Source organism: Chroococcidiopsis cubana SAG 39.79, assembly GCF_003991895.1.
GTDB lineage: Bacteria > Cyanobacteriota > Cyanobacteriia > Cyanobacteriales > Chroococcidiopsidaceae > Chroococcidiopsis > Chroococcidiopsis thermalis.
Window position 1 is genome coordinate 1 of record NZ_RSCK01000101.1, and the last position, 20,452, is coordinate 20,452.

The 20,452-nt window shown below is 47.6% G+C and carries 24 protein-coding genes and 2 pseudogenes; 6 read left to right on the plus strand and 20 right to left on the minus strand.

Annotated features, from left to right (window positions below; translation table 11 throughout):
* Window positions 1-81 precede the first annotated feature (81 nt).
* The 6 genes from holA to DSM107010_RS31335 all read left to right on the plus strand — a co-directional run bounded on the left by holA (window position 82) and on the right by DSM107010_RS31335 (window position 3,707).
* Window positions 82-1,008: a DNA polymerase III subunit delta gene (holA, locus tag DSM107010_RS31315; protein ID WP_127024800.1), complete on the plus strand. Its 927-nt coding sequence runs from the start codon at window positions 82-84 to the stop codon at window positions 1,006-1,008.
* 23 nt (window positions 1,009-1,031) lie between these two features.
* Complete coding sequence (locus tag DSM107010_RS31320; protein WP_127024803.1) at window positions 1,032-2,021, plus strand: AAA family ATPase; 990 nt, start codon at window positions 1,032-1,034, stop codon at window positions 2,019-2,021.
* Window positions 2,022-2,183: 162 nt separating this feature from the next.
* The gene (locus tag DSM107010_RS31325) at window positions 2,184-2,408 is read left to right on the plus strand and encodes a hypothetical protein (RefSeq protein ID WP_106169269.1); all 225 of its coding nucleotides are present in this window, start codon (window positions 2,184-2,186) and stop codon (window positions 2,406-2,408) included.
* Between the two features lie 36 nt (window positions 2,409-2,444).
* Complete coding sequence (locus DSM107010_RS38925) at window positions 2,445-2,615, plus strand: hypothetical protein (RefSeq protein WP_158631912.1); 171 nt, start codon at window positions 2,445-2,447, stop codon at window positions 2,613-2,615.
* Between the two features lie 186 nt (window positions 2,616-2,801).
* Window positions 2,802-3,191 carry a single-stranded DNA-binding protein gene (ssb, locus tag DSM107010_RS31330; RefSeq protein ID WP_127024805.1) on the plus strand — a complete coding sequence of 130 codons (390 nt, stop codon included), beginning with the start codon at window positions 2,802-2,804 and terminating at the stop codon, window positions 3,189-3,191.
* A 102-nt stretch (window positions 3,192-3,293) separates the two neighbouring features.
* Window positions 3,294-3,707 carry a hypothetical protein gene (locus DSM107010_RS31335; RefSeq protein WP_106169271.1) on the plus strand — a complete coding sequence of 138 codons (414 nt, stop codon included), beginning with the start codon at window positions 3,294-3,296 and terminating at the stop codon, window positions 3,705-3,707.
* Window positions 3,708-4,128: 421 nt separating this feature from the next.
* Here DSM107010_RS31335 and DSM107010_RS31340 read toward each other — a convergent pair whose 3' ends face one another.
* From DSM107010_RS31340 to DSM107010_RS31435, 20 genes and pseudogenes are all read right to left on the minus strand, one after another.
* The gene (locus DSM107010_RS31340; RefSeq protein ID WP_106169272.1) at window positions 4,129-4,347 is read right to left on the minus strand and encodes a serine hydrolase; all 219 of its coding nucleotides are present in this window, start codon (window positions 4,345-4,347) and stop codon (window positions 4,129-4,131) included.
* A gap of 11 nt (window positions 4,348-4,358) precedes the next feature.
* Window positions 4,359-4,733, minus strand: coding sequence for a c-type cytochrome (locus DSM107010_RS31345; protein WP_106169273.1), 375 nt, complete (start codon window positions 4,731-4,733; stop codon window positions 4,359-4,361).
* A 320-nt stretch (window positions 4,734-5,053) separates the two neighbouring features.
* Window positions 5,054-5,890: an alpha/beta fold hydrolase gene (locus DSM107010_RS31350; RefSeq protein ID WP_106169274.1), complete on the minus strand. Its 837-nt coding sequence runs from the start codon at window positions 5,888-5,890 to the stop codon at window positions 5,054-5,056.
* Window positions 5,891-6,121: 231 nt separating this feature from the next.
* On the minus strand, window positions 6,122-6,508 hold the full coding sequence (locus tag DSM107010_RS31355; RefSeq protein ID WP_106169275.1) for a nuclear transport factor 2 family protein: 387 nt from the start codon (window positions 6,506-6,508) through the stop codon (window positions 6,122-6,124).
* 134 nt (window positions 6,509-6,642) lie between these two features.
* Window positions 6,643-6,906, minus strand: a complete 264-nt coding sequence (locus DSM107010_RS31360) for a putative quinol monooxygenase (protein WP_199755862.1) — start codon at window positions 6,904-6,906, stop codon at window positions 6,643-6,645.
* A gap of 151 nt (window positions 6,907-7,057) precedes the next feature.
* Window positions 7,058-7,816, minus strand: coding sequence for a glucose 1-dehydrogenase (locus DSM107010_RS31365; RefSeq protein WP_106169276.1), 759 nt, complete (start codon window positions 7,814-7,816; stop codon window positions 7,058-7,060).
* Window positions 7,817-7,976: 160 nt separating this feature from the next.
* A pseudogene (locus tag DSM107010_RS43285) lies at window positions 7,977-8,081 on the minus strand (oxidoreductase); the annotation flags it as partial.
* Window positions 8,082-9,083 (minus strand): NADPH-dependent aldehyde reductase Ahr, encoded by a 1,002-nt coding sequence (gene ahr, locus DSM107010_RS31375; protein ID WP_039711372.1) that lies wholly within the window; start codon window positions 9,081-9,083, stop codon window positions 8,082-8,084. It abuts the pseudogene before it with no gap.
* A 172-nt stretch (window positions 9,084-9,255) separates the two neighbouring features.
* Window positions 9,256-10,224, minus strand: a complete 969-nt coding sequence (locus tag DSM107010_RS31380) for an SDR family NAD(P)-dependent oxidoreductase (protein ID WP_127024808.1) — start codon at window positions 10,222-10,224, stop codon at window positions 9,256-9,258.
* A gap of 19 nt (window positions 10,225-10,243) precedes the next feature.
* Entirely contained in the window at window positions 10,244-11,122 is an 879-nt protein-coding gene (locus DSM107010_RS31385) for an alpha/beta fold hydrolase (RefSeq protein ID WP_039711365.1), read from the minus strand.
* Between the two features lie 82 nt (window positions 11,123-11,204).
* Window positions 11,205-11,300 (minus strand): annotated as a pseudogene (locus tag DSM107010_RS43290) (SDR family oxidoreductase); the annotation flags it as partial.
* 101 nt (window positions 11,301-11,401) lie between these two features.
* On the minus strand, window positions 11,402-12,157 hold the full coding sequence (locus tag DSM107010_RS31395) for an SDR family oxidoreductase (protein ID WP_127024811.1): 756 nt from the start codon (window positions 12,155-12,157) through the stop codon (window positions 11,402-11,404).
* An 82-nt stretch (window positions 12,158-12,239) separates the two neighbouring features.
* Entirely contained in the window at window positions 12,240-13,013 is a 774-nt protein-coding gene (locus DSM107010_RS31400; protein WP_127024814.1) for a glucose 1-dehydrogenase, read from the minus strand.
* Between the two features lie 82 nt (window positions 13,014-13,095).
* Complete coding sequence (locus DSM107010_RS31405) at window positions 13,096-13,842, minus strand: SDR family oxidoreductase (protein WP_106168924.1); 747 nt, start codon at window positions 13,840-13,842, stop codon at window positions 13,096-13,098.
* Window positions 13,843-13,999: 157 nt separating this feature from the next.
* Window positions 14,000-14,668, minus strand: coding sequence for an NAD(P)H-dependent oxidoreductase (locus DSM107010_RS31410; RefSeq protein ID WP_106168925.1), 669 nt, complete (start codon window positions 14,666-14,668; stop codon window positions 14,000-14,002).
* A 159-nt stretch (window positions 14,669-14,827) separates the two neighbouring features.
* Window positions 14,828-15,409: an ester cyclase gene (locus DSM107010_RS31415; protein WP_106168926.1), complete on the minus strand. Its 582-nt coding sequence runs from the start codon at window positions 15,407-15,409 to the stop codon at window positions 14,828-14,830.
* 60 nt (window positions 15,410-15,469) lie between these two features.
* Window positions 15,470-15,652, minus strand: a complete 183-nt coding sequence (locus DSM107010_RS31420) for a hypothetical protein (protein ID WP_039711362.1) — start codon at window positions 15,650-15,652, stop codon at window positions 15,470-15,472.
* Between the two features lie 70 nt (window positions 15,653-15,722).
* Entirely contained in the window at window positions 15,723-16,301 is a 579-nt protein-coding gene (locus DSM107010_RS31425; RefSeq protein ID WP_039711361.1) for a DsbA family protein, read from the minus strand.
* Window positions 16,302-16,608: 307 nt separating this feature from the next.
* Window positions 16,609-17,238 carry a response regulator gene (locus DSM107010_RS31430; RefSeq protein WP_039711360.1) on the minus strand — a complete coding sequence of 210 codons (630 nt, stop codon included), beginning with the start codon at window positions 17,236-17,238 and terminating at the stop codon, window positions 16,609-16,611.
* A 6-nt stretch (window positions 17,239-17,244) separates the two neighbouring features.
* Entirely contained in the window at window positions 17,245-19,920 is a 2,676-nt protein-coding gene (locus DSM107010_RS31435; RefSeq protein WP_373425489.1) for a PAS domain S-box protein, read from the minus strand.
* Window positions 19,921-20,452 lie beyond the last annotated feature (532 nt).

Below are 20,452 nucleotides of genomic sequence, written 5' to 3' on the forward strand. Positions count from 1 at the left end.
TCTAAATCTCAGCATTGACCAAAAAGTGGTCACTTCAACAGGATTGACCGCTTTTTTCTTGATTTAGTCTAAACTCCAGTGATGAGTCGCGCCATTAAACAACTGCGCTCGCGCGTTCTCGATGAACGATGGGCGAGTTTTAACTATTCCGAATATCCTCCAGATTCAAAAGATAGCATTCCTCAAGCGATCGCGGATATTATGACTCCTCCATTAGGAACTGGAGGTAGGTTGGTTTATTTACCATCTAGCACTTTATTGGGAGTTTGCCCGAAAGAAATGTTGCAGCAATTAGAACGCATCTTAGCGATCGTGCCAGCTACTAACTTTCTGCTGATTACTAGTATTAATAAACCCGATTCTAGGAACAAGTCAGTAAAGTTGCTACTGCAATCTGCCCAAGTTCAGGAATTTCCCTCGATCCCCCAGTGGCAGACTGACGCATTAATAAAGCAGGCGCGTAACTTAGCAAAAAAAATGGGGATCGAGTTTGCATCTGATGCTTATCGAGTATTGGTTGAAGCAGTTGGTAATAATACGCGCTTATTAGTTACACAGTTGGAAAAACTCAAAGTGTATGCCAATGGTGCAATTATCAATGCCGATACAGTGAGAGAATTAGTTGCCAACAATGCAACAAACAGCTTGCAATTGGCAAGTGCCGTTCGCACGGGTAATGTTTCTTTGGCATTAAAGTTAGTTGAGGATTTAATTGCTGGCAATGAACCTGCCTTAAAAATTGTTGCTACCCTGACGACAACATTTAGAACTTGGTTAGTCGTCAAACTTTGCCTAGCTGCTAACTGGCAGGACGAGAGCGCGATTGCATTCTTAGCAGAAATCAAAAATCCCAAACGACTTTACTTCCTACGCCAAGAAGTTGCCAGCATTCCAGCTAGCAAGTTACAAAAAGCTTTGTCGGTGCTATTGGAATTGGAATTAATGCTGAAAAATGGATGGGATGAAAAGTCTGCTCTCCAAACCCAAATCATCAAAATCTGCGCTTAGCTCTAGCTATAATCTAGTCAAATATGTCATTACCAACAACTGTTTCTATTCCTACTACTCCAATGAAGAGCGAGCGGGAAAATTTGAAGAGCGAAGAACGAGGAATTTTTGAATTTTCTAGTTTGGTAGGGCAATCAACAGCCGTATCTTTGCTTGAGGGAGCGATCGCAACTAATCGAATTGCACCAGCTTATTTATTTGCTGGTACAGATGGTGTGGGCAAAACACTGGCTGCTCGCACCTTTATCGCTCAACTCTTTGACACCCACAACCTCACTAACCATCCCGATCTATTATGGGTAGAACCGACTTACTTACATCAAGGAGAATTAATTAATCAAAGCGATCTAGCCCACTCGGAGGTAAAGCCCAAGTCGCCGCCTCATATTCGGATCGAGCAAATAAGAGCGATCGCTCAATTTCTCTCCTGTTGTGCGCTAACTGCACCATGCAAAATCGTAGTCATTCAAGATGCAGATCGAATGGCTGTTGCTGCTGCTAACGCTTTGCTAAAAACTTTGGAAGAACCAACCAGCGGCAGCATTATCCTGATTTCATCCCAACCGCAAAAACTATTACCTACCATTGCTAGCCGCTGCCAGGCGATCCCGTTTCATCGGCTGAATGGCAGTAATATGGTACGGGTGCTGGAAAGACTTGGAAACGCAGAAATTATAGACAATCCATCTATCGTAGCTTTGGCTGCTGGCAGTCCAGGGCAAGCGATCGCGCATTACAACCAACTGGGATCGATGCCAAAAGTACTTTTAGAACAACTTGACGTGCCTCCAGCTAATGCCTCGAATGCAATGCGCTTGGCGAAGGAGATAGATACAATGCTGGACTTCGATCGGCAACTGTGGTTGCTCGATTACCTTCAGCACCGATGGTGGCGATCGCTTGGCAATAGGAATTGGATAGAAAAACTGGCAGCAGCCAAAGCCGCTCTGTTAAAAATGGCTTCTTCCAGACTTGTTTGGGAAGTACTGTTGCTTGTTGAAAAGTCAGGTTGACTGTTGGCGCTAAAGCGCAGCCTCTATTAAGGCGGTAGGGAAAGAGACGGCAAGCCTTCGGGTCAACTCGAGGTGTAGTAATATCTTGTCGCGTAATCTTTAAAAGGCTTGCCGTCTCTTTTATTGCCAGGTTAATAGGAAAAGATCGATTAGAGGAATCAAATGAATTGGATATCTATCGCTCAATGCCGTCAAATTGACGTACAGTTTTCCCTGCTCAACGATTTAACAGCACGATTGCAAGCAGCAGGCGCAAGAATAACAGTGCGAAAGTTAGGAAGATTGCATAGAATCACTTTAATGCGAGAACCAAAAATTGCATCTGTAGAAGAAATTTTATCCTACACCTATGGAAGAGATAAAATACAGACGATTGGGGTCGATTGAGCAACAAACGCAATAGAATCCCTTTTGGAGAATGACTTGCATTCCATCGACGAAACGCTCGTACAACATCAAGATTTGTCAGAGTTAGCGACGTTGGACGAGCTAAAAAATTTGTCAGTAGAAAAGCTCAAAGAATTTGCCCTACTCCACAAAATAGCAGGGCATATCAAGGTGCAGCTAGAAAAATTAGCGACAAAACTGTACTGATTTGTAACTAAATAGCAACTGCTTTGAACTGAATACAATCTCCTACCCAGGTTATCAAAAAATTGGGATTATTTTCCTACGATCGCTATTAGGATATTCCTGCGATCGCAACTTAGATTCTTGGTCAGGAACGGATAGCACAGCAAGCGCTACGCGCAAAATTTATGAAAAATTAGGAAGTGCAATATGACCCAACAATTCATGAATAGAATCGAATTAGTCGGTCGCGTCGGTCAAGATCCAGCCATCCACTACTTCGAGTCGGGTGCGATGAAAGCTACCTTGGCTCTTGCTGTCAAACCACCGTACAAAAGTGATTCACCGATGTGGTGGGACTTAGAACTGTGGGGAAATACTGCCCAAGTTGCTACTGACTGGGTACGTAAAGGTTCGACGATCGGTGTTGCTGGAGAACTCAAATTTGATGTTTGGGTTGATAAAAATAGCGGCTTGCCTCGTAGCAAACCTGTCATTAGAGTCAGCGAATTAGAGCTAATTAGTTCCTCTAAGCGCGGTGAAGAAACCAATACTTCCAGCAATAGTCCTGAGCCAAGCATAGCCAACGCCAATTTTTAACGAAATCAAACCGCACTTTGCTCTTGACTCAGAGTGCGGTTCTGTTACTTCATGGCGCTACGCGCAACTAAACAGAATCTATTCGCCTGCAATAGGAATACTATGATTAACGCAACTTTGACAGTAAAAATCCACTCGGTTGACGAAACCCACGATCCTCAAGGAGTAAAAGTAGTCTACGGCGATTGCTCGTTTCATTCCTACTCCAAAGATGGATTAGTAGAAAGCACCATGCCTTTTCGTGCGAAAGGAGCAGCTGCCGTTGCGATCGCTCAATTTGATTCTAGGACAAATGGTGTAGCCGTTGGTTATCCAGACATGGAAGTAGTAGATACTTGTAATGGATACAAGGAAAAGAGATGTACCTTAGTTATTCGTAACTTTATTCCAACTGAATCTAGTCAGCCCAAATTTACCGAGAAGCATTTGCAATCTCAACCAGCAGAACACGCTTTAGTTACAGCTGCTACAGCTAGTAATGGTGTGTCTGTTGATGAACTAGATATTCCATTCTAGTGGGATTAGGCAACAAATCTTTTGAATATAGATACTCCTGATTTAAATATAGGAGTATCTTTTTTCTTTACTACTATCAATTAAGGAAGTTTTGTACCGGTTAACAAAACAATTTATTATAGATATGACAACAGAGCGTAATTTTTTGTTATATTGCTGGAAGTTTTTATTTAAAAGCGCTGACCAGAGTAGTGGTGATACTCTGCACTTTTACAAGTAATGACAAAATCTACTTTCTTAAAATGAGTTTATTCAACTTTATTTAGATTCAACCAAAAAGCGAGTTTCTAGATTCAAACCTTGCACGCTATTCGCTCTCAAGTCAATCTTGACTTTAAATATTTCTATTCACATACCACATTCATCATTCGATCGCCTTGACTACTGCGGCAGCAATAAGAGCTATTATACTTTTGCGTGCCTATAAAGGTGCTTTTGAACCAGCGATAAATACTACGATCGCAATTCGTCTTCCCTGGGGAGAGGTGACGATCGCAACGTCATTGGTAGCAGTGCCGATGCCCAGTACGTCTGGATCCGTACCAGTTTTATGAGCGATTGACCAATTCGAAGGCAACCCAGCTTTTAACCGCTGCTGTCCTGTGGGAGAATTGGTGGCGATTGTGAGCAACAAAGCCATGTTTATTTGGTTTAATTGCGCCACACGCCAATCTCGTTTTGACCAGGATAAGCAGGTAGAGGTTGTAAGTTTTGGAAAAGTGCCGTACAGTCTGGGCGCGTCCTTTGAGGTGTTGTATTTTCAGGAACTTGATTTTTCACTGGTTTGATGCTTGCTTTGAGATAGGCAACAATCGACCAAATATCGCGATCGCTCAAATTGCGATATACAGACCAAAACATCTGTGGGCAAATTGTCTTACCGTGTTTGTCTCGTCCTTGGCGGAAGACATTGAAAACTTGTTCTGGTGTCCAACTACCAATTCCCGTCTCGCGATCGGGGGTGATATTGGATGGATAAATTTGGAATTCACCGATTAGGAACGGTTGCCCTGGAGTTCCTGGCAAGTACCCCGCTAACCACTCTGGATCGTTTGGTGACTTATTCTATGGCATCCCGCGCAATTACCTAAAGCCGTGACGATATACCTCCCCCGTTGAATCAAACGTGGGTTAGTCAAATCGCGAGAAAGATCGTTACTACTATTAGCCTGCGTTACTCCCAATGACACTACGCTAATGAGAACTAGTAGAAACAGAAAACTTGACAAAATCCGCCATTTGCTTTTCATTCCTCACCTCTAGGATGAATAGAGTCGATCAAAAGGCAGCGAGGAAATTTGGCTGTGTTGTGGCAAAAACTGATTGAAGACAAAAATCTCCACCGATTAATTTCCTTTGAGAAAGTCCAGCAGCGCAGGGTTGACCAGATCGGCATGAGTCCAATTGATAGCATGAGGACCGCCAGGTATGACCACAAGGCGACTGTCTTTAATTAATTGCGGTAGTCTCGCTGCGGTAGTTTCAAGTGGCAGGATGCGATCGGCATCCCCATGAACGATTAGGGTTGGCACGTCGATGCGCGGCAGATCGTCACGGAAATCAGTCAACCACGACGGCACGCAGTCTAAAGTCCCCTTAGCAGAAGCTCCCGCCGCAACATTCCAACTCATCTGGATGGCATCGTTGCTGATGCGATCGCCTCCCAGCACGTCCACGTTAAAGAAGTCTTGGAAAAATGTAGACAGATAGGCTGGGCGATCGTCTACGATCCTCTTCATAATGCCGTCAAAGACACTTCGATCGACTCCTTCGGGATTGTCGTCTGTCTTCAGCAGGAAGGGTGGCACTGGAGCCATGAGTACGGCTTTACTGACGCGCTCCGAGCCGTACTTGCCGAGATAGCGCGTGACTTCGCCAGTCCCCATCGAGAAGCCGGCCAGCACGGCATCGTGCAGGTCAAGTTCTGTCATCAGCTGGTTGAGATCCACCGCGAAGGTATCGTAGTCATAGCCAAACGACGGCTGGCTGGAAGCACCAAATCCTCGGCGATCGTAGGTAATCACTCGGTACCCCGCATTTAGCAGCACTAAGACCTGCTTTTCCCAGGAATGACCGTTGAGGGGAAATCCATGAATCAGAACAATCGGTTGACCTGTCCCAAGATCTTCGTAGTAGAGATCGATGGTTGCAGAATTTTCTTGACCAACAGTAACGTAAGGCATTGCAATCTCCTATGAATACCGCATTGGATTCTCGTCTGATTTAACTGAAGTGTAATGAATTCTAATGCTCGGTTTCTTTCAGATTCTTAGGACAGTGTATCAGATTTTTATGGTGTTACTATGCGACTGATAAAATGGCTGCGATCGCCTTAGTTACATCCGAATTCCACTGCCTACTATTTGGGCGTGCCGTTGTACAAACCGGACTTCACACTACCAGCACTCGACTGTTCAGAACATCGTGTTATCGTTAGCCGACGCTTCCGGGATGGTCTGAAGCACGTCCCAATGCTCGACTATCTTGCCTTTATCATCCAGGCGGAAGATATCGATGCCCGCCCAGTCGTTGTCGCCCGGCCATTGTTGGTAGCAATGCAAGACTACATAATCGCTTTCAGCGAAGACGCGCTTAAACTGGACGCACTTGCCCGGATATTCTTTCGCCATCCTCTCGAAATATTCGATGAAAGCCTGCTTCCCGTCGGCAACCGCTGGGTTGTGCTGGATGTACACGTCGCCGACATATTTCTCGATGGCTTCTGCGGGCTGACACTGATTGAACATCAGGTCATAAAATGCCGTGACCGTCTGTTTGTTCTGCTCAAGTTTATCCGTCATTCGTTCTACACCTCACATTACCCAAAACACCCAACGGCTCAAATCAAGCGGCGGCAAAGAAACTCGAACGCAGCACTAGCAGCTTGAGACCGTCTGCTGCATGGTTAGGTGGCTGCCCTGGACACAGCACCCATTTAGATTGACGTGAGGACGAGAACTGCTCGCGGAGCGGCGTAGAATGGCTCGCTGCGTTCCAGGTACCGCTGGTAGAAGGGCAGTTGCAGGATCTCGTTCAGGTACTCGTTTCCGTTACGCCAGCGCTCGGACAGCACAAACATCCCAGGCCGATCGGCGACCTCACCGACCTCAAGTGAGATGCACGCTTCCAAACGGCGGGCTTGAGGCAGGATCTCTCGGAGTTCCATCAAGAACTCCTCGCGGTACTCAGGCTGAATCATGAGCGTGTTACTCATCCATCAGTTCTTTGTCAGAGACTTGTGGCATCTTTTCTTGTGGCATGTGTGTTTCTCCTTCGACTCTGTTCGATGGGAAGTTCATAGATGGACTTTTACACGCGATCGGGTAGTGCTTTTTAACTAGGAAGCGATCTTAGATTTGTGTGAAGCCACCATCGACGAATAGCTCAATGCCGCTGACATAGCTGCTGTCATCTGAAGCCAGAAAGACAACGGCTTTGGCGATCTCGTCGGGCGTACCAGCTCGTCCCAATGGGACATTTTTAGCTAGGTTCGCCACCAATTCTTTCAGTTGCTCTTCACTGAGTCCCCAGAGAAGATCGTAAGCGGGAGTCGGAATGAGACCAGGGCTGACCACATTCACTCGAATCTGGCGGTCTTTGAGATCGACTGTCCAGGTGCGGGCAAACGAGCGCACGGCGGCTTTGGTGGCGCTATACACGCTGGAAGCTGGAATACCCTTGATGGAAGCAGTTGAGGCATTCAGGATGATGGAAGCGCCCTCTGGCATCAGCGGCAGTGCCTTCTGCACAGTGAACAGTAGACCCTTGACATTGGTGTTGAAGGTTTTGTCAAAGTGTTCTTCGGTGATCGATCCAAGCGGGATGAATTCACCACCGCCAGCATTAGCAAAGATTACATCCAAGCGACCTTGCTCTTGCTCGATCTCGGCGTAAAGCCGATCGAGGTCTGCCAGATTGGAGACATCGCCCTGAATGCCAGTAACGTTCTTACCAATCTCGTTTACAGCAGCATCGAGTTCTGGCTGATGACGACCCGTGATAAAGACATAGGCACCTTCGGCGACAAATCGCTTAGCAGTGGCAAGTCCAATGCCGCTGGTGCCGCCAGTGACGAGTGCAACTTTTTCTGAGAGTTTTTGCGAAATCATGATGTCCTCTGAATTTCTCTGAATAAGGTTTGTAGCGTTTACGACCTACTTGTGAATAAGGGGAGTGAGGGCTGCGCCTCCAGCCAGGGTTCCATCCCTACGACCCGTCAGACTCCAATCAGGATTGCTGTAGCGGTTGCAGAGCTGGATTACCTGTTGTTCAAGCGATATAGCTGCCATCAATTTTGAGACTTGCGCCCGTAACAAAAGCAGCTTCAGAACTGGCGAGATAAAAAACCATGCTAGCCACCTCGTCACCCTGTCCCTAGTGTTGCAACACAATTCGATATCGAGCTTTTCCTGCTTCAAGATGAGCAATTGCTTCATTCACTTGACTAAAATCAAAAGTCTCAGTGACAGGTTCAATCCCATGACGAGCTGCAAAGTCAAGCATTTTTGCAGTTGTTGTCGGGCTACCAAGAGGACTGCCCGACAAGGATTTTTGCCCAAGAATTATGGGGAACGCACCCATCTGAATCGCATTCGGTACGACTCCAACAAAATGTAACCGTCCTTTGGGGCGCAGCGCGTTAATGTATATTCCCCAATCTAGATCTGCATTCACAGTTGAGAGAATGAAGTCAAACGAGTTGGTAACTGCCTCAATCGCTTTAGTATCGCGAGAGTTGACAAAGTGAGTGGCTCCCAACTCACGGGCTTCAGACTCTTTATCAGGATTTGTCGAAAACGCAGTGACATCACATCCCCAAGCTTGTAAGAACCGTAGTGCCATATGTCCTAAACCGCCAATGCCAATTACACCGACTTTATCAGTTGGCTTCACGTCGAACTGAACAATTGGGTTAAACACGGTAATGCCGCCACAGAACAGTGGTCCTACCTTAGCTGGATTAATTCCTTCTGGTAGAGGAGTAACCCACTCTTCATGTGCCCGCACCTTATCAGCAAAGCCTCCGTACCGACCGACGATAGTTTTCTCTGCTGTTAGACACAAATTGTGATTGCCTGACATGCACCACTCGCAATGCATACAAGAATGAGAAAACCAACCTAATCCGACTCGCTGACCGATTTTAACGGTTGTCACACGATCGCCAACGGCTGCAATAGTTCCGACTACTTCATGACCAGGAATAAGGGGATACTGACTAATGCCCCAGTCATTTTTTAGCATACTCAGATCGCTGTGGCAGACCCCACAGTACTCGACATTGATTTCTACTTCTTCATCTTTTAGCGCACCTGGATCATATTCAAATGGCTCCAGTAATCCGCCTGCTGTTTTGGCTGCATAAGCGTGAATCATGCTTGTTCCCTTCCTGAGTGTATTTAGACTGGATTCTCACTCCAGTTGTGAGAAAACTTTCTTGGTAGCGGTAAAGCCGCCATCAATTTTGAGGCTCGCGTCCGTGACAAAAGCGGCTTCAGGACTGACGAGAGTGGAATGGATTATTGCGTTTAGATGGGCGAGATAACCTTCAAGACGCAGCGCCGATCAATTCCTCGCTTTTCGCCCAAAGCTGCTTGGCTTTGTGAGTGTCGAGCGCATACGACCTGACGCCGTCGGCAAACGGGTTGGGCGCGTCATTAATCGGCGCGATCGCGCAATCTTCGAGATAGTGTCCGCCGATCTCGTCTTTGTTAGCCACGACTGCTGCCCAGACCGAGGTTGCGGCTGCCTGCGGAATTTCTTTCAACTCTTTCGGCGGCAGGCCCGCTTCGGTGCGCGCTGCGTCAACAGTCTGCAAAAGTCCCTGCAAATCCTCCGGCGAGAAATGGCGGGGTAGATCCGTCAGACTGTTTCCAGGCATCACCGAAGCAGCCCGAATGCCGCGATCGCGATGCCGCCTGTCAAACTCCACAGCGAATAGTGAATTGGCGGTTTTCGACCGGCTATAGGCGACCCATGGATCGTACGCCTGCTGCTCAAAATTCGGATCGTCTAAGTCGATATCGGCACCGCGATGCGCCAGCGACGACAGAACCACCAGCCGTCCATTATCGGCGAGCAGCGGCTCGATCTGATCGATCAGGGCAAAATGACCAAGATGGTTCGTCCCGAACTGGACTTCAAAGCCGTCGATCGTCCGACCGAACGGAGTTGCCATAACGCCAGCGTTAGCGATGATGGCATCGAACGGTTGACCGTCAGCCAACAGTTTATCCGCACAGGCACGAACGCTTTGCAAGGATGCCAGATCGAGTTCGATCAACTCTAGGCTGCCACCTCCTTGCGACGCGGCATCACGAACCGATGCAGTGGCTGGCTCAGCTTTAGCGAGGTTTCTGACCGCGCCGACGACGCTAGCGCCGTGAGAGAGCAGTGAGCGGGCGGTTTCGCGTCCAATGCCCGACGATGCACCCGTAATGAGAAATCGCTTTCCCTTGAGATCAATGCCGGAAAGCACCTCGTCGGCCGTTGTCTTGGGGCCATATTTTTGGGTCATGACTTCATCCTTTACTGAGTTAGATTTTCACAGTGGTGGAACCGATCGCACTGTCGAGGAACGCGCGGATCAAAGTTGCTACCTCCTCCGCATGTGTCTCCAGCGCGAAATGTCCGGCATCGAGCAGGTGAATCTTTGCATCTGGGAGATCTCGCTGATAAGCGGCGGCACCAGCAGGCAGAAACGCCGGATCATGACGGCCCCAAACGGCGAGAAGCGGCGGACGGTGCTCGCGAAAGTAGGACTGGAAGGCTGGATAGAGCGCGACGTTACTGCGGTAGTCGAGGATCAGATCGAGCTGGATCTCCTCCGCGTCTGGCCGCCCCATGTAGGCGATATCAAGTTCGTAGCCGTCGGGCGACAAAAGGTTTGGATCGGCTCCGGTACCATACTGCCAGTTCCGGATTGTGTCCGGCGCGAGCGAGGGTCGGCAGGCTTCCCGGTTCGCTGCGCTCGGTTCGCGCCAATAGGTCTCCCACGGCCCCCATTCATCACTGAAACCCTCGAGGTAGGCGTTGCCGTTCTGCGAGACAATTGCGGATATCCGTTCAGGATGGCGTATCGCCAGACGCAGTCCTACTGGCGCACCGTAGTCGAAGATGTAGAGCACATATCGATCGAGCGACAAAGCAGCGGTGAAGCCCTCAATCGCATCGGCAAGGCGGTCGAACGTGTAGTCGAACGTCCCGCGCGGCGGTGCCTTGGTCTGTCCGAAACCAGGCAGATCCGGCGCGACGAGCCGAAAGCGATCGGCAAGGAGAGGGATCAGGTCGCGGAACATGTGGCTAGCGGTTGGAAAGCCATGCAACAGCAGTATCACTGGCGCGTCGCTTGACCCAGCCTCGCGGTAGAACACTTCGACATCGCCGACCTGTCGAAACCCGTAGCGTATTTTCATCTCTTTTCCTTTGATTGCGCGTGTAAAAGTTTTGATCTGCTTCGACCTGAGCTTCGGCGCTCAGATTTGGATTACCTGTTGTTCAAGCGGTATAGCCGCGATCAATTTTGAGGCTCGCGCCCGTAACAAAAGTAGCTTCAGAACTGGCGAGATAAGAGACCATGCCAGCTACCTCGTCACCCTATCCACAGCGACCAAGGGCGCGGCAAAGTCGCTGTCTGCGGCATTCATATCGGTGTCGATCGCTACTTGGTCGCAACGTTTCGCACTGTCGATCGACTACTGCGCTACCAACCCACCATCTACCATCAACGTTTCACCCGTTACGAACGATGCCAGGTCAGATGATAAAAACAGGACTGCATTTGCAACTTCAAGCGGTGTTCCAATTCGTCCGATCGGGTGGAGTCCTGTTATGTAAGCTCTGACCTCATCCTGCCCACCTGTAGCTGCTTCAAACATATCTGTTTCGATTGCTGCTGGTGCCACGACATTGATGCGAATACCGGCTTTGGCATATTGGAGCGCAGCAGCTTTTGTCAAGCCTATTACTGCACTTTTACTCGCGGTGTAGAGGGGGAAGGTAGGAAATGCAACGACTCCATTCGCAGATGCCGTATTGACGATCGCACCACTTCCCTGCTTCAACATCTGAGCGATTTCATACTTCATCGACAACCAAATACCTTTGACATTGACGTTTATGGTGCGATCGTATTCCGCTTCTGTTTGCTCAATCAATGAGGGATTTTCGCCGACAGTTCCTGCATTATTGAAGGCAATATCTAACCGACCAAAAACGCTAACCGCTTTATCAACCATTGCTTCAACATCGGCTTCTTTCGTGACATCTGATTGCACAAAAATCGCCTCTCCGCCAGCTTCCTTGATCGATCGAACAGTTTCTTCACCTTCATTCATGCGACGACCCACCACCACCACCTTTGCTTGTTGTTGGGCATAAGCGATCGCCGTTGCACGACCAATTCCTGAAGTTCCGCCAGTGACTAACGCCACTTTATCCTGAAGTATCATTCTATTTCTCCTAAAATTAAGTCCGGTTGTTCTCTCTTGAAATGGGTCGATTCACTGTGATTCCACGATTGACAATCAAAAATCAACTCACTGTATATCCGCCATCGATCGCTAAGGGTTGTCCAGTGATGTAGCTCGCAGCATCAGAACATAAGAACACAACCGTTGCAGCAATTTCTTCAGGTTGACCCCTACGCCCCATCGGGACGCTCGACGACAACATCGAATCAAACTGCTCTAAAGTCATACCCATCTCTTGGAGACTCTTAGGAGTAACTAGTTCTGTGCCGCGAATATAGCCAGGATTAACGGCATTAATCCGAATCCCTTGCTTGGCATAATCGAGCGCCGCAGAACGAGTGAGACCTATCACAGCATGTTTGCTCGCAGTATAAGGACCCATTCCAGGTGCCCCGATCAATCCCCATATTGAAGAGTTGTTGATAATGACTCCTGCTCCTTGAGTCAACATCTGCTGAATTTCATATTTCATGCACAAGAACACACCCCGCAGGTTAGTCGCCATCGTGCTGTCAAAGTCTTCAATAGACTGCTCGTGGAGTGGCTTTGGGACTGTACCAAACCCAGCGTTATTGAAGGCAAAATCTAGCCTTCCGTAGGTTGCGACTGTTTTCTCTATCAGCGCCTTAACCTCTGGTTCACTCGATACATCCGATCGTACAAACAAGCACTCCGCTCCTGTCTCACGAATCATCGCAGAAGTTGTTTCACCTTCTGCGTCGCGTCTACCGGAGAATACTACCTTTGCTCCAGCAGCACCGAATGCGATCGCGGTTGCACGACCAATTCCTGAAGTTCCGCCAGTGACTAACGCCACCTTATTCTGAAGTATCATTCTATTTCTCCTAAAATTAAGTCCGGTTGTTCTCTCTCGAAATGGATCGATTCACTGTGAGTCCACCATCAACCATCAAAAATTAACTCGCTGTATATCCGCCATCGATCGCGAAGGGTTGTCCTGTAATGTAGCTGGCAGCATCAGAACACAGAAAAACAACCGCTTGAGCAATTTCTGCTGCCTGACCCATACGACCCATTGGAACCGTAGACCCTACATCATCAGTCGAGCCACTACTCAGTCGATCCATCATTGCAGTAGCAATCAGTCCAGGATTGACAGCATTAATCCGAATACCTTGTTTGGCATAATCGAGTGCAGCAGAGCGTGTCAGCCCCATTACCGCGTGTTTGCTGGCAATATAGGGAGATATTCCTGGAAACGCAATTAACCCACCCATTGACGAATTATTGATAATCACACCTGATCCTTGGTTGAGCATCTGTTGAATCTCGTATCTCATACACAAGAACAGCCCCCGCACATTAATCGACATCAGTTTGTCAAAATCCTCAATCGATTGTTTGTGCAGTGGTTTGAGAGGAGGCTCAATCCCAGCATTGTTAAAGGCACAATCGAGTCTGCCGTAGGTGGCGATCGTTTTATCGACTAAAGCTTGAACTTCTGCTTCATCGGATACGTCCGATCGTACAAACAAACACTCCGCTCCTGTCTCACGAATCATCGCAGAAGTTGTTTCACCTTCTGCGTCGCGTCTACCGGAGAATACTACCTTTGCTCCAGCAGCACCGAATGCGATCGCGGTTGCTCGACCGATGCCTGATGTTCCGCCAGTCACCAAAGCAACCTTGTCTTTCAGCATCATGATAGTTACCTCTTGTTATGAATGGCTGTGTCACTTTGTCAAAAACTCAATGAGCAATACGTGTAGGAGCCAGCAATAAGAAGCGCCTCCTACAACCAGGATGAGTACGATCCTAGCTGCGTGCCCCATAAATCCAGTCCCGCCAGTTCCATGCCGATCAATACTGACCTACGGCGATCGGCAACTCACGTTCAATGGTTCGCAATCGTTGCGAAAAATCATTCAAGATACGTTGACGAACTGCATCTGTTTGGCGAACGGGGGCATAAACAATCTGCGGAGCAAGAACGTCAAAACCAGCGAATTGCAGCATCCCTCGCTGAATTGGGCGCAGAATAGCATGGATATCACCGTTAAAACCGCCTGCAAGATAGTCCTCTTCTGTGCTACCTGTGGTCAACGAGAGCATTGCTTGCTTACCTCGAAATCTGCCCGTTTCATAAATATGTCCATTACCGTAAACACGCCCCATAACAAAGACGCGATCGACCCACCCCTTCAAAATTGCAGGGACACTGAACCACCACAAAGGGAATTGCCAAATCATCAGATCGCACCATTCCAGTTTTTGGATCTCAGCTTCAATTTCTGGAATGAATCCTTCAACTTCAGTTGCATACATCTCTTCAAGTTGCTGCTTAAAGTAGTCAGGATCTTTGACAGACGTAAAGTTGCGGCGATCGGATACAGGGTCAAATCTCATGGTATGGAGATCTGAATATTGAACAACATGCCCAGAGTCTTTGAACGTGTCAATTGCTGTCTGAAACATTGCTCCGTTAAAGCTTTTCGACTCTGGGTGTGCAAGAACAATCAAAACTTTCATGTGAGTTGTTTCGTTTTCTAAGTTTCTAAACTTTTGCTAGGGCTGGATAATTTAGATAGCCTTTTTCATCACGGGTATAGAACGTGGCTGGGGCAGGCGAGTTGCAATCCTGGTTGCAAAATGGCGGGTTTAGGCATTGATATTTGCTGGCTCCTACACTTAGTCGCGCTCGATTAGTGTGTTTGAAGGTAAGTTGGGATCGATCGCCTTACGCGCACTGTCAACGCCCACGACGGGAAGTGTACTCGGCTCGAGCAAGCCGACTTGAACCAATACACTTGCCTGATCCCAGTAAATGTGTTCGTGGACTAACTTGCCGTCACGAAACCGAATAATCGCAACGACTGGCACTTCCACTCGTTTCCCGGTTGGAGCAACGCCAGGTAGCATCCAGTCCATCTGGATCGTATGAGTGAACGTAGCCATCATTTCATCGACGAGTTGATCCGTTCCGATCGTGCGCGAAATTGGAACTAGCTGGAGATCTGGCGGGATCTGTGGAATGAGGTATTTGGAATAAAACTCGCGCAGTGCTGGTTTCTCGACTCCCCCAGTCATTACCGGGATGTGGTTAACGTAAGCATCTTCAACCATCGTAGCGAGGGCATCTTCAGTACTGTGAGTGCCGAACTCGTACTGTAAATGCTCTTCCCAAAGTGCTTGCAAAGATTCCTGGGCTGGTGTCAAATTGGTAGTTGCTTGTAAATTTGCTTGTCCGTCTACAGTTTGCTCTTTGACCATGATTAAATACTCCTGGTTCTATCTATCTAAAGAGTCTTGAGTTTCAATTCTTGACTGCTTTCAGACTGTTTCTCCTGTTTCAATTTCATCAGTTTGTATCGGGTAAGTTTGTCTCAGCAACTCAGCAACTTCTTGCGCGATCGCAATCAGGGCATGATTAACTGAGGAGTCGCGAAGAGAATCAGTCTGAGGTGTTCCTTCATGCTCAGAATTATTTCTGCTTTGTACTAGGGAATGCGTCATAGAACTATCCTCAATGAAATAACGAAACTGTTTTCGTCTATTACTAACGTTGACGAGTTATGAATAGAGCTTAGTGACTTGCAGCGACAATGGCTGCCATTAACTCTGTTATTGTCCAGCCTCCGGTATACCGAGTGTTATTGATAAATAGAGCTGGAGCGTCGGTCACTCCGCTGCGTATTCCACTTTCGATGTCTTGATTAATGCGATCGAGATATGTCCCTCTTGCGATATCTCGCAGAAATTGAGGAACGTCAAGTCCTAAACGATCAGCGTACTCGGCAAGGTAGCCATTTCCTAACTCTTGTTGATGCTCCAGTAAGATTTCGTACATCTGCCAAAACTGACCTTGTGCCCCTGCTGCTTCTATCGCTGCTGCTGCCTTTTGAGCTTGAGGATGGATGTGAGGTTGAGGAAAATGCCGGAATACAAAGCATAGAAAATCTGTCCCAAATAGGGTCGCCTCAAGCTGTCGTTGAATTGCCTTGATTAAGGTATAAAGTTCACCACATTGAGGACATTGATAATCCCCATACTCAACAAGTACAACGCGGGCATTTAATGATCCTTGCCGATGGTCTTGCTCAGAAGGGGGTACAACTAATTGATTGTGATTGCTAGGTGCATCACCAGGAATAACATCGCTCATTCTAAACCCTTGAAGAAAAGAGTTTCATCGTGTGAGAAGCACTCTGAAATCTCTCCTTCAACCCTGTAATCGTTTGTATGAGTCTAATGTATAAGGCTTGCTTAGGATTGTAATCAATTTAAGGTCTGTATTTTAATCAACAAAATAATTGAGAGTTAGTCAATTTGGGGGGGTAGGATGAATCAAGCTTAAGTTGATATTCAAATCAAACTTAGGTTTGATTGCCTAACTTCACAGACCAAAATTTCACGCTGCAAACGGACGACTAGCTCTGATTGTTAACCCAGGTAGCATTACTATCTTGCTTTCACAAGCTAGCAATTCCGCGTTTCAACGCTATAATGGCTGCCTGGGTGCGGTCTTTGACATCTAGCTTGCTTAAAATTCGGTTGATATGAGTCTTCACCGTACTTTCACTAATCGTTAGAGCCGTGCTAATTTCCTGATTGCTCATGCCCTGTCCAATTAACTGGAGAACTTCTATCTCACGATCGCTCAATTCTGGACTAGTCATCCGCTGTACTAGCTTGGCAGCCACATTAGGGGGAATATACTGTTGCCCCCTATTTACGGTACGAATGGCTGTCAATAGTTCCTCTGGCTCAGAGTCCTTTAGTAAATACCCCTTTGCTCCGGCTCGCAATCCTCGATAAATCTCTTCATCAGTGTCATACGTGGTCAGCACAATAATCCGGGCGTTGGGAAACCCATTACAAATCACCGTAATCGCCTGGACACCTTCCATCTCAGGCATCCGTAAATCCATCAAAGTCACATCAGGCTGTTGTTGCTGAAACACTGCGATCGCCTCATGCCCATTTCGCCCCTGACCCACAATGACGATATCTGGAGCCTTCTCTAACATCCCGATCAAACCCTGACGGACAACAGGATGATCGTCCACAACAAGAACACGAATACAACTGGGCTGACTCATGCTAACTTACTCCCGATCAATAGATACCACGATCTTTGTCCCTTGCCCTAGATTACTTTGAATTGTTAATTCAGCTCTAATGCGCTCAGCCCGTTCTGCCATTCCGATTAGACCAAAGCCATTCCGCATCGCCTGGTTTTCTACCTCAAATCCCTGCCCATCGTCTTGAATTCGCAAGCTGCATTGGGTCGGTTCGTAGATCAGTTCAATGCGAATTTCATCTGCCTTGGCATGTTTGATTGCATTGGTCAGAGCTTCCTGCCCAATCCGAAACAGATTACTTTCCAAATCGTAGGATAGGGAATAGGGTGTACCAATGACTTCGTAGACGACTTGGGTTGCGATCGAGGAGTCCAGTTGAGCCGCAAGACGCCTTAAAGCATCCTGTAAGTTACCGTTCTCCAAAAGGTATGGGCGGCGTAGTGCCTCTACTGAACGACGTGCCTCCGCAAGTCCAGAACGGGCTAAGTCAAGGATCTGAGTGAGGAGAGTTTGCGCTTTTTCTGGATTCGCCGTTACCTCATCGGAGGCAGAGCGAGTATGAATGATAATTCCTGTAAACGCCTGTGCTAAAGTGTCGTGGATTTCCCGTGCCATGTGGTTGCGCTCTTCTAGAATCGAGGCTGCTTCTGCTTGCTTTTGCAGCGTAATGTCTCGCGCCAACCAAATCACCTGTTCGTGCCGAATCGGGGCAATTCGAGCCGAAAACCAGATCTCTCGTCCATCGATCCACTGGCTGTATTCAACTGTAAGTACTTGTTGGGTTCTCACCACCTGCTGAATATAATTCAGGAATTCATCAGCTTGTTCCTGAGCATAGAGTTGATGCAGTGTTTTACCAATACACTCCTCCCTATGCGACTGTTTATATGACGGATTTCCTGGGATTGCGTCGATCACTTGCCCTTTAGCATTGTAAACACACAGCGGATCGGGAATGGCTGAAAAGAGCGCTCGCAGTTCTGCTTCAGAGGCTTGCAATGCTGCTTCTGCCTGTTTGCGATCGTCGATATCCGTAACAACTCCCAACGCTCGGATGGATTGACCTGATTCGTCCCAGGCAACAATTTTGCCAACAGAAAGAGTCCATTTCCACTGACCATCCTGGGTACGCTGGCGATACTCTACTTGAAAGCTGGGGATTTCTCCAGCAATGTAAGCACGGTAGGTTGCGACAACTGATTCTCTGTCATCAGGATGCAAACGAGCAATCCATTCAGAAATGGTTTCGTGGAATGTTGCTGGATTGTAGCCCAGCATTAAAGCGTATTCTGGGTTAACAATTCTTTCTTCAGTTTTTAAATCGAGATCGTAGAGTCCTTGATTTGAAGCGGTTAATGCTAAGCGTAGTCGTTCTTCACTCGTTTGTAGAGCGACTTCTGCTCGTTTGCGATCGCTAATATCTGCAATCACGCCTTCGATGTAATCATCGTCTGCATTCAGATAAGAAGAGAAAAGTCCCCAGAACAATGTCCCATCTCGTTTTCGCATCTGTGCTTCAAAGCTCCGCAGTTCCCCATCACGCTTCAGCAACTCAATGGCTTTTTGGCGATCGCTGGGATTTACATAGTAGCCTGTAGTGTGTTCCTGCCCAATCATCTCCTCTGGTGAATCAAAGCCATACAGATTGGCAAAGCGTTGATTGGCTTCGAGAATCAATCCATCCGAGATGCGGTTTCGGAAGATGCCAATCTGCGAGTTTTCAAAGATAGCCCGGAACTTGGCTTCACTGCGTTGTAATGCCTCTTCTGCTTGTCTACGCTGGGTGGTGTCATTGCCAACTGATAAGATTTCAACGACCTCTCCCTGTTCATTGAAGATAGCTTGATTCGACCAAACAACCCAAACTCGCCGACCGTCTCGACACAGGTTTTCACCCTCGCCTTGCGGGTACAATTGAGGATTACGAAGTAAATTATGGACAAAGGGTTTGACATCGCGTCCAGAGATTTCGATGTCTGGAATGATTGTTTCAAATAAGGTTCGCCCTAAAATCTCATGTTCTTCATAGCCCAGAAGTTTTACCCCATAATCGTTGATGTAGTGAATCCGTCCTTGCGGATCGTAGCGAATGATGATTGAATTCGCGGTTTGGAGCAGGTTGCGATAATTTGCTTCACTTTGTCTCAATGCGGCTTCGGTTTGTTGACGTTCAGCAATCTCCTGCTGCAAGGCTTGAGTTTGCTCTTCTACTTTCCTTTCCAGTGTTTCGGCATAGTCTGCTAACCGTTCATACAGCCGAGCATTCTCCAGTGAAATTGCTGCCTGAGCCATCAACAGGTTGAGAACTTGTAACCGATCGCTAGTAAACACTCCAGCACTGAGATTGTTTTCCAAATAAAGGATGCCGATCAGCTGCTTTTGCTGGAGAATTGGCATACAGAGAAGCGATCGCGTCTGTTGCTTTTGAATGTAAGGATCAGTTGAAAAAGGCAGTTCGCTGACTGCATCATCAAGCACCAAAGTTTCTTGAGTACGTTCTACCGAGTGAATGACGGAGACAGGAATCTTTGCACAGTCAGCAACAGCAAGCTTTTCTAGGTCACACTGTCTACTTCCGCTACATTGAGCCATCACAGTGAGTTGATCCTCTTCCAGGAGAACCAGAGCGCCAGTTTCGGCTCCTGCATTTTCGATTACCACCTGCATCAACGTGGCAATCAGTTGATCGAGATGGATTATTTCTGAGAGAGCTTGAGCCGCTTTCATCACCGCCGCCAAATCGATCGCCGCAGTGGGATGACGGATCGTTTCATCGGTCACGATTGAATGTGATTGCCGAACTAGGTTGGTGTTGAGCAGTTGTGGATAGCGTTTTTCTAAATCTTTAACTTTAGCGGTTGCGCCCCAGCGATCGTAGCAGTAGTGCGCCTCTTTCATGTAGGCTTGGGCAATTTTTTCCCGACCGCGAGAGAGGTAAAATTTGGCAGCTAATTCATAGGCTAATGCTTCTTCTTGGATAAACTCATGCTCAGAAGCACCCGCGATCGCTCGCTCGTAAAACTCTTCAGCCTCAAAAAATTGCCCTAAGACTCGCGCTTTTTCTGCCTCAACTAGATGAAATTTATGTAGATAATTCATGGGGGCGTGTTCTGCCCATTTCTGCATCTTTTCTTGGTTAATGTTAACACAATTGAGCCAAGCTGCTTTTTGAGAGCTTGAAGCATCAAGCGGTAGGCTCAAAAGCGCTAGAGAATGATACAAACAGAATAAA

Excerpts from the sequence above, each read along its gene's own strand:
- holA (WP_127024800.1), top strand. The coding sequence starts at position 82 with ATGAGTCGCGCCATTAAACAACTGCGCTCGCGCGTTCTCGATGAACGA.
- DSM107010_RS31320 (WP_127024803.1), top strand. The coding sequence starts at position 1,032 with ATGTCATTACCAACAACTGTTTCTATTCCTACTACTCCAATGAAGAGC.
- DSM107010_RS31325 (WP_106169269.1), top strand. The coding sequence starts at position 2,184 with ATGAATTGGATATCTATCGCTCAATGCCGTCAAATTGACGTACAGTTT.
- ssb (WP_127024805.1), top strand. The coding sequence starts at position 2,802 with ATGACCCAACAATTCATGAATAGAATCGAATTAGTCGGTCGCGTCGGT.
- DSM107010_RS31335 (WP_106169271.1), top strand. The coding sequence starts at position 3,294 with ATGATTAACGCAACTTTGACAGTAAAAATCCACTCGGTTGACGAAACC.
- DSM107010_RS31340 (WP_106169272.1), bottom strand. The coding sequence starts at position 4,347 with ATGGCTTTGTTGCTCACAATCGCCACCAATTCTCCCACAGGACAGCAG.
- DSM107010_RS31350 (WP_106169274.1), bottom strand. The coding sequence starts at position 5,890 with ATGCCTTACGTTACTGTTGGTCAAGAAAATTCTGCAACCATCGATCTC.
- DSM107010_RS31355 (WP_106169275.1), bottom strand. The coding sequence starts at position 6,508 with ATGACGGATAAACTTGAGCAGAACAAACAGACGGTCACGGCATTTTAT.
- DSM107010_RS31360 (WP_199755862.1), bottom strand. The coding sequence starts at position 6,906 with ATGATTCAGCCTGAGTACCGCGAGGAGTTCTTGATGGAACTCCGAGAG.
- DSM107010_RS31365 (WP_106169276.1), bottom strand. The coding sequence starts at position 7,816 with ATGATTTCGCAAAAACTCTCAGAAAAAGTTGCACTCGTCACTGGCGGC.
- ahr (WP_039711372.1), bottom strand. The coding sequence starts at position 9,083 with ATGATTCACGCTTATGCAGCCAAAACAGCAGGCGGATTACTGGAGCCA.
- DSM107010_RS31380 (WP_127024808.1), bottom strand. The coding sequence starts at position 10,224 with ATGACCCAAAAATATGGCCCCAAGACAACGGCCGACGAGGTGCTTTCC.
- DSM107010_RS31385 (WP_039711365.1), bottom strand. The coding sequence starts at position 11,122 with ATGAAAATACGCTACGGGTTTCGACAGGTCGGCGATGTCGAAGTGTTC.
- DSM107010_RS31395 (WP_127024811.1), bottom strand. The coding sequence starts at position 12,157 with ATGATACTTCAGGATAAAGTGGCGTTAGTCACTGGCGGAACTTCAGGA.
- DSM107010_RS31400 (WP_127024814.1), bottom strand. The coding sequence starts at position 13,013 with ATGATACTTCAGAATAAGGTGGCGTTAGTCACTGGCGGAACTTCAGGA.
- DSM107010_RS31405 (WP_106168924.1), bottom strand. The coding sequence starts at position 13,842 with ATGATGCTGAAAGACAAGGTTGCTTTGGTGACTGGCGGAACATCAGGC.
- DSM107010_RS31410 (WP_106168925.1), bottom strand. The coding sequence starts at position 14,668 with ATGAAAGTTTTGATTGTTCTTGCACACCCAGAGTCGAAAAGCTTTAAC.
- DSM107010_RS31415 (WP_106168926.1), bottom strand. The coding sequence starts at position 15,409 with ATGGTCAAAGAGCAAACTGTAGACGGACAAGCAAATTTACAAGCAACT.
- DSM107010_RS31420 (WP_039711362.1), bottom strand. The coding sequence starts at position 15,652 with ATGACGCATTCCCTAGTACAAAGCAGAAATAATTCTGAGCATGAAGGA.
- DSM107010_RS31425 (WP_039711361.1), bottom strand. The coding sequence starts at position 16,301 with ATGAGCGATGTTATTCCTGGTGATGCACCTAGCAATCACAATCAATTA.
- DSM107010_RS31430 (WP_039711360.1), bottom strand. The coding sequence starts at position 17,238 with ATGAGTCAGCCCAGTTGTATTCGTGTTCTTGTTGTGGACGATCATCCT.